1 protein-coding gene is annotated in these 283 nt (G+C 63.6%); it reads left to right on the top strand.

Annotated features, from left to right (window positions below; all coding sequences use genetic code 11):
- On the top strand, positions 1-283 hold a 283-nt coding region (locus tag J4G32_RS21360; RefSeq protein WP_210497742.1), incomplete at both ends, for an efflux RND transporter permease subunit.

The raw sequence follows: 283 nt of genomic DNA, 5'->3' as shown, positions 1-283 counted from the left end.
CCGGCGTCGGGCTGGTGACGCTTGCCGGCGGGCAGCGCCCTGCGGTGCGTGTAAAACTGAATGCTCAGGCTATCGCCGCGCTCGGTCTGACCAGCGAAACGGTCCGTACCGCAATTACCGGCGCCAACGTCAACTCGGCGAAAGGCAGTCTGGATGGCCCCGAACGGGCGGTGACGCTTTCTGCTAACGATCAGATGCAGTCTGCCGACGAATACCGCAGGCTTATCATCGCGTATCAAAACGGCGCGCCGGTACGGCTGGGCGATGTCGCCACCGTCGAACA

Origin of the sequence: Microvirga antarctica, assembly GCF_017921815.1 — a bacterium.
Classification (GTDB): Bacteria; Pseudomonadota; Alphaproteobacteria; order Rhizobiales; family Beijerinckiaceae; genus Microvirga; species Microvirga antarctica.
Note: the sequence above shows the minus strand (reverse complement) of the source record. Positions and strands in the feature narration are given on the sequence as shown.